1 protein-coding gene is annotated in these 7098 nt (G+C 58.9%); it reads left to right on the top strand.

Annotated elements, in window-relative coordinates; all coding sequences use genetic code 11:
* Window positions 1–655 precede the first annotated feature (655 nt).
* The gene (locus VEZ38_RS13620; protein WP_324894261.1) at window positions 656–6823 is read left to right on the top strand and encodes a DUF4962 domain-containing protein; all 6168 of its coding nucleotides are present in this window, start codon (window positions 656–658) and stop codon (window positions 6821–6823) included.
* The last annotated feature ends 275 nt before the right edge of the window (window positions 6824–7098 follow it).

Genomic DNA, 7098 nt, shown 5'->3' with positions numbered 1-7098 from the left:
CCGGAGCAGCTGACGACGTAATGGTTTAGCCCTGCGCACCCTTCGTGCGCAGGGCTTTTTTTCTGACCTCCAAGAATGAAATCGTCAAATATAACACCCTCATGGGCTTGCGGACGACAAGCTTAAAGTTCAGGAGATTTCGGAAGCCGTCGGGTATCGGAACATAACGCCCTTCAATCGCATGTTTAGGAAGTATATGGGGTTTGACCCCGAGCGAATTCCGCAAGAGGCAAGGCGCGGACACCTGAATGAAAGCCCCGGGTTCGGGGCTTTTTTTATGTTTACGTCAAAAGAACGGCTTCCAGCGCGTTGTTCAGGCCAGGGGGAATTGCGATGGATAACGATGGCCGAACGCAATCCGGCGTACTCGATTGGGCTAAAACGCATGATTCTGGTCTTTTTTTTAGATACCTGAGAAAAGTAACAGCCACAGGAGATATCGGTTATTTACCGCGTCCCCAACGCTCATTATTATGGGGGGACGAGATCCGGAACGAATGGAAACGCAATCATATCGCAAAGGGGTGATTCAGCGAAACGGATGCGAAGAGAGAGAAGAGTGACGCGGATCTCATTCGAAGGAATCGGAAGGAACATCAAGGAGAGCCATACCGAATCGACAACGCATCGCATTGGACAGAAAGAGGTGGATAGTTTGATTTCTAGATCCATAAAGAAAAGCATGTCGCTATTCCTGGTCGTCGCCCTTCTCGGCGGGATGTTCGCCAATTTGGTACCTGCCCCAACCGCGGCGGCGGCGGAATTGCCGCGCGGACCCGAGCGCATCGCGAACGGGGGCTTCGAGGACATACAGAACGGATTTCCAAGCGGATGGCTTCCGACGGTTTCCGCCCAAGCTGTCAATATTACGTCCGACACGGCGACTGTTTATGAGGGAAGCCGGAGCTTGAAGCTGAACGACGACGGGATCGGCGGCAGCCGGGAAGTCGGCGTAAAGACCGGCGCAATCCCGATTCGTTTCGGCGAGACCTATAAGGTAAGTATGAAGGCGAACGTTGTGACGGGGACCGTCAACATGCTGGTACGTTATTTCAATGCAAGCGGCGGCTACCAACAGCAGGTGGTCTTCAAGTCTGCCGGCGCAGGTTGGCAGGACTTGTCCGTCACGGTTGCGCCGCCTGCCGAATACAGCAATCATATCATTGTGTATATCTATGAGCGATCGGCTGACGCGCCGTCAACCTCGTACATAGACGCGGTTACGATGACCAGCAGCGAGCTGCTGGCCAATCCGAGCTTCGAGACCGTATCGGCGGGGCTTCCGACGGGCTGGGGCGTGTACGGGGCGCCGAGTTGGGGGGTCGTATCCGCAACTTCACCGGTATATGAGCGAAGCCGAAGCGTGAAGGTGGTGGACGGCAGCAATCAGGATGCTTTGGGTGTCCAGAGCTCGCCGGTCGCCCGTACGATCGGGGCGCATTATCAGGCTTCCGTCTGGGCGAACGTTCAATCGGGCGCAGCCAGGCTGTCGTTGCAATTTTTCGATGAAAACGGAGGGTTAATCGGCCGGCAGGATGCTCCGGCAACTACAGCGCAAGGCTGGGAGCGGCTTGTCTTGAATGCTTCTCCGCCTGCGGGAACGGCGACGTTGCGGCTGCTCGCTTGGTCGGATGAAGGGGCGCAGTCTGAAATCTTCTTCGATTCCGCCGAGCTGCGAATCACGTCGATCGACATTGTGACGCCGCAGCCTGCAGCGGAGTTGATCCCGAACGGGGGCTTCGAAGATGCAGCCTCGGGATGGCCGACAAGCTGGATTCCGACCTTGACGGCGCAGGTTCCGAATATCTCGCTGGATACGGCAACCGTATTCGAAGGGACGAGAAGCTTGAAGCTCCACGACGACGGCGCTGTCAGCGGCCGCGAGGTCGGGATCAAGACGGCCGCGATTCCGGTTCGTTACGGAGAAACGTATTTGGTCAAGCTGAAGACGAAGGTGGAGCAAGGGAAGCTCTACATGCTCGTCCGTTACTTCAATGCCGCGGGGCAATATCAGTCTCAAAATAGAGCCGAGATCGGTACCACGGACGGCTGGCAGAACCTGTCGTTGTCGTTCTCGCCTCCGGAATCGTACAGCGACCATATCGTCCTATACATCTATGACCACGATGCCGTCTCGCCGACGACCGCTTATGTCGACGCCGTCAGCATGAGCAGCAACGAACTGTTGGCCAATCCAAGCTTCGAGCAGCTGTCGGGCGGGCTGCCGAGCGGCTGGAGCGTCTATGGGCCGCAAACCGGCAGCGTCGCCTCGGTAACGGACCCGATCTATCATGGCGGCAAGGCTGTTAAAGTGACGGATTCGAGCAGCGAGCAAACGGCGGGAATCCTCGGCGCGCCGATTCCGCATGCGTCCGACACGGACTACCGGGCATCCGTCTGGGCGAACGTCGCGGCCGGGACGGCGAATCTGTCGCTTCAGTATTTGAACGGCGCCGGCGAGACGATCGGTCAATATGACGCTAGCGGACCGGCAGCCCCCGGCTGGCAGAAGCTGACCGCGGAAGGCGCCACGCCGGAGGGCACCGCGTCCGTACGTATGCTGCTTTGGTCTAACGCGGTCGATCAGTCCGCGATCGTCTTCGACTCGGCGGAGCTTCGTTCCACCAGCGCGCCTGTCGTCGAGGTGCCTCACGATTCCCTGCAATGGCCGAAAAATATGAAGCCGGACACTCATATGCATTTCAGACCGGCTCATCAGCTGGTGACGAGCCAGAATGCGCCGGATTTCTCATGGCCGTATATCGCAGGAGCGGATAAATACGAATTGCAGATCGCATCCGACAGCGCGTTCTCGCAGATGGTCTTTACTCGCAACAATCTGGAGTACAATCTGTACAATTTGCCGACTCCGCTTTCGGCCGGAGCCACATACTTCTGGCGGGTGAGGTTCCACATTCAGGAAGGCTGGTCGGAATGGAGCGCCGGCCGTCAGTTCCGGTTGACGCCGGACGCGGTGCCGTTCCTGGTGCCGGAACTCGACGATCTGCTCGACAACGTGTCGCACACGCATCCGCGCATCTTGACCAACGCAGACGATCTCGCGGATTTCCGCGCGTATAAAGACGGCAACGGGAAAGCCATCTACGAACAGGCGATCCGGAACGTGAACCTGAACGCCCCGCTTCCGAGCGAGCCCGTTCTAAACTATCCGCGCGATTATTTTAATTTGCAGGACGCTGCCTTTATCGCCGATGTGTATCGAATCAAAAATGAAGTCATGCCGGAAATCGACATGATGTTATCCGCCGCTTTCGTATATCTCGTCTCGGGGAACGAAACGTACGGCAACTTCGCCAAGAACCGGATGTTGAATCTGATGACATGGGATCCGGAGGGAGCGACCAACTACCGGCAAGTCGATCAGGTGTTCCGGGAAATCGCCTACAAGGGCGCGATTGCGTACGACTGGATTTACCCGCTGATCACCGAGGAGGATAAGCAGAATATTCTTCCGATGATCGTCAGACGGACGCAAACCTTAGTGAACGATATTCTTGGCTACGGCTCCCTGTATAAAAATCCGTGGAATTCGCACGGCTGGACGGCGACCGGTTACGTAGGCACGATCGCGACGGCGCTGCTTCACGACGACTTCCCGATCAATGGGGTTCCGCTCTCCGTGAAGGCCCAAGAGTGGTTCGAGAAATCGGTACCGGCCCGGATCAACCTGTACCCGCCGGTCGCCGGCGACGACGGCGGTTGGGCGTCGGGGACCGGGTATTGGCAATATTCGCATCTCGCGGACAAAATGTTCGCCGACGTCATTCTTGCCGCATCCGGCCTCAATATGTACGATAAGGCGTTCACGCGCAATGAACAGTACTTCGGCGTGTATTTCATGCCGAACGGCCAGGTAAACGGCGTGTTCGGCGACGATACGTACAATATGTATCCGACGCTCAACGCGACGAACGCGCAGCGTTCCGCGCAGATGTATCAGAATCCGGTCGTCAAGTGGTATGCGGATAGCTTCAGCTACAGCCGCGACCTGAGCTACTTGTTCGGCTTCACGTACGGCGATCCGGCGTTGGACAGCCGGCCGCCGGTCGATTTGCCGGCTTCCAAGTGGCAGAAGGATACGGATTGGGTGGCGATGCATTCCAGTCTGTACGATCCGGAGCGAGTGTCCCTTTACTTTAAGTCCAGCCAATACGGCAGCTACAACCATAATCATGCCGATCAGAACAGCTTTGCCATTAATGCCTATGGCGAGCAGCTGGCCATCGACGCCGGGCATTACGACAGCTACATGAGCGTACATGACGAAGGCTTTACGAGAACGACGCTCGGGCATAACGCGATCACGTACGACGGCGGCAAAGGACAGAAGATTCTCGATATGAGCGCTACCGGAAAAATCACCGGCTTCGCCACGAGCAAATCGTTCGACGCGACCGTCGGCGATGCGACGCAAGCGTACAATACGTATACGGATGCGGCCCATCCGGGATTGGCGCAGGCGCAGCGCAGCATCATCTACGTGAAGCCGAACGCGTTCGTCGTGGTCGACAATCTGAAGTCGAAACAACCGGCCGGCTCGCAATTCGAATTCCGGCTTCACGCCATGTCGAATTTAACGCTGGACGCCGACAAGCAAGGGGCTTCGATTACGCAAAACAACGCAGCCCTGAAGGTGAAGTTCCATTATCCGCAGGTCGGGGACGCGACCGTGACCGACAAGTATTTGAGGGAAGACGGCGTCGAAGTCAATCCGACGGGAAGCTTTGCCTCGAAGCCGAAGCAGCGGCACGCGAATTTTACGTTCCAGCAGACGCCGAGCACGACGCTCGTCTCGACGTTCGAACCGTACCGTCTCGGCTCGCAGCCGCTCGGCATCACGGAATCGACGAATTATGGGACGTACCAGAGCATCACGTTCGCCGATGGGACGCGCGTGTATGTGCGGCTGTCGGACAGCGGTCTCGTAACGGCGGGCGATCTTCAGTTCGACGCCATTGCGGTCGCCGTCAAGGGCGAGAGCATCCTGATGGTCGGCGGTACGAAGCTTGCGATGAACGGCATTACCCGCCTCCAGTCCGACGTTCCGACGACGATCGCGCTGGACGGAACGGAGCTGTCGGTATCGAGCGGCACGAACCTGCAAGCGCAGATTTATGTGCCGGAGGATGCCGTACCGTATGACGCGAACTACCAGCCGGTTCCGCTTGGCGGAGATATTCAGACAGCGCTGAACGCAAGAGGGCTGTATATGAATAAGAACGGCCGGATCCTGACGATTCATACCGATCGCGGCGAGCACCATTTCCGGCTGACGCCGGTCGAGGCGCCGGGTCCGAAGCCTTCGGCGACGCTGAAGGTCGAGCTTGACGGCGTGAGCACCGACTTCACCCTGCCTGCGTACGGGGCCTACGGCGGCGGCACTGCAAGCTGGGGACAGCTGACCAACATCCCGGCCGGCTTATATGAAGTCTTGGAGGCGCCGGCAGGTCTCGTGTTCCAGAACTTCGGCGCGCCGAAACCGTCCATGTTCCTAAGCGCTGCGCCGAAGGTGATCCTGAACGGTTCAGCCGGAACGCTCCGGCTGCGGACGGCCGGAGCGGGCGGCCTGACGGAGGCGGAGGCGATCGACGATTTCGATGCGGTGAAGGGGCAGCTTTCGACCTTCAAAGAGGCGGAGTTTTTCCAATCGTCCAGCGGCGGTAAATTTGACGTCTATACGACGCGGCCCTTCCTGTCTAACGGTACCGGCGTAGCGGCTTGGGATACGTTAGGGCAGGCGATTACGTGGCAGCTGGACGTACCGAAGTCAGGACATTACGACCTGGTCCTGAAATACGTGGCAGGCTGGGGACTCGCGAACGGCGCCCAATCGACCAGACTGGTCCAGATGGGAGACGGAATCTTCACTTCGAAGATCCCGACGACGATCGACTGGGGAACCCAGCCGCACCATTGGAAGGCGGTTCGGATCAAAGCCAACGCTTATTTGGAGCAAGGCACGACGGCCGTGACGGCTTGGAACGTGCTTGGTCCGATGAACCTCGACTGGGTCGGGCTGATTGAATCGGAGCCGGCCGTTCCGGTTGCGGGCATCGATGTAAGCGGAGAAGGAGGCGTATCCGTTATCAACGAGCTCGGCGGCACATTGCAAATGCATGCAGCCGTAACGCCGGACGAAGCGACGGATAAGAGCGTGAAGTGGACGGTCACCGCGCTCGACGGTACGGCGACCGAAGCCGCGACGATCGACGAGAACGGTCTCCTGACGGCTGCCGCTGACGGAATCGTTCGGGTAACGGCGAAGGCCAATGACGGCTCGGAAGTATTCGGCGCGACCGATATCACGATCGATACGACCGCGCCGACGGTGGCCGTCACCGGACTTGTCGACGGAAGCCGCCTCGGCAACGGCGGCGAGCTGTCTGTCCAGGTCGCGATCAGCGATACCCTGACCGGCGTCGACGGCAGCAAGACGACGGTGACGCTGGATACGTACGCGTACGTGCCAGGCACGACGCTAAAGCTCTATGAGCTTACGCCAGGCGTGCACAACTTCGCGGTGCATGCAGTAGATCAGGCAGGGAACAGCGCGACGGTAACGCTGACCTTCACGACGTATGCCGATCTTGAATCGCTCAAGGGGCTGGTGACGGCCTTTACCGCGAACGGCTCGATCGACAATCACGGCATTTCCAAAGGCCTAGCAGCGAAGCTGGAGCAAGCCCAGATCCAGGCGTTTATCCAGCAAGTAACGGCGCAGCGCGGAAAGCATATCGCGGAAGCGGCGGCGGACTATTTGCTGCGGGATGCGCAGATTATAGAGGGTAATGTAAGCAACTAACGGTTCGGGCATTGCCGCCTCCTTTTCTTACTGGGGGCGGCAATGCTGTTTCCGGCAAAAAACCGATCCCGGCGATCGGTTTTTTTGCTTCCGTCGCGCTCTGACCCGGAACGGGTCGCCCCGCGGCCGTCACCGCGCGCCAGGCCCGCTTCGGGTCACCGGAGCGCAACGCGCGCCGCATCCTGACCCGAACCGGGTCGCCGCCCGCCCGCCGCGCCCTGACCCGAACCGGGTCGCCGGAGCGCATCGCCCGCCGCGCCCTGACCCGTTCCGGG

Origin of the sequence: Paenibacillus sp. (assembly GCF_035645235.1) — a bacterium.
Classification (GTDB): domain Bacteria; phylum Bacillota; class Bacilli; order Paenibacillales; family YIM-B00363; genus Paenibacillus_AE.
The sequence above is the reverse complement of the archived record's forward strand: the minus strand, read 5'-3'. Positions and strand labels throughout refer to the sequence as shown.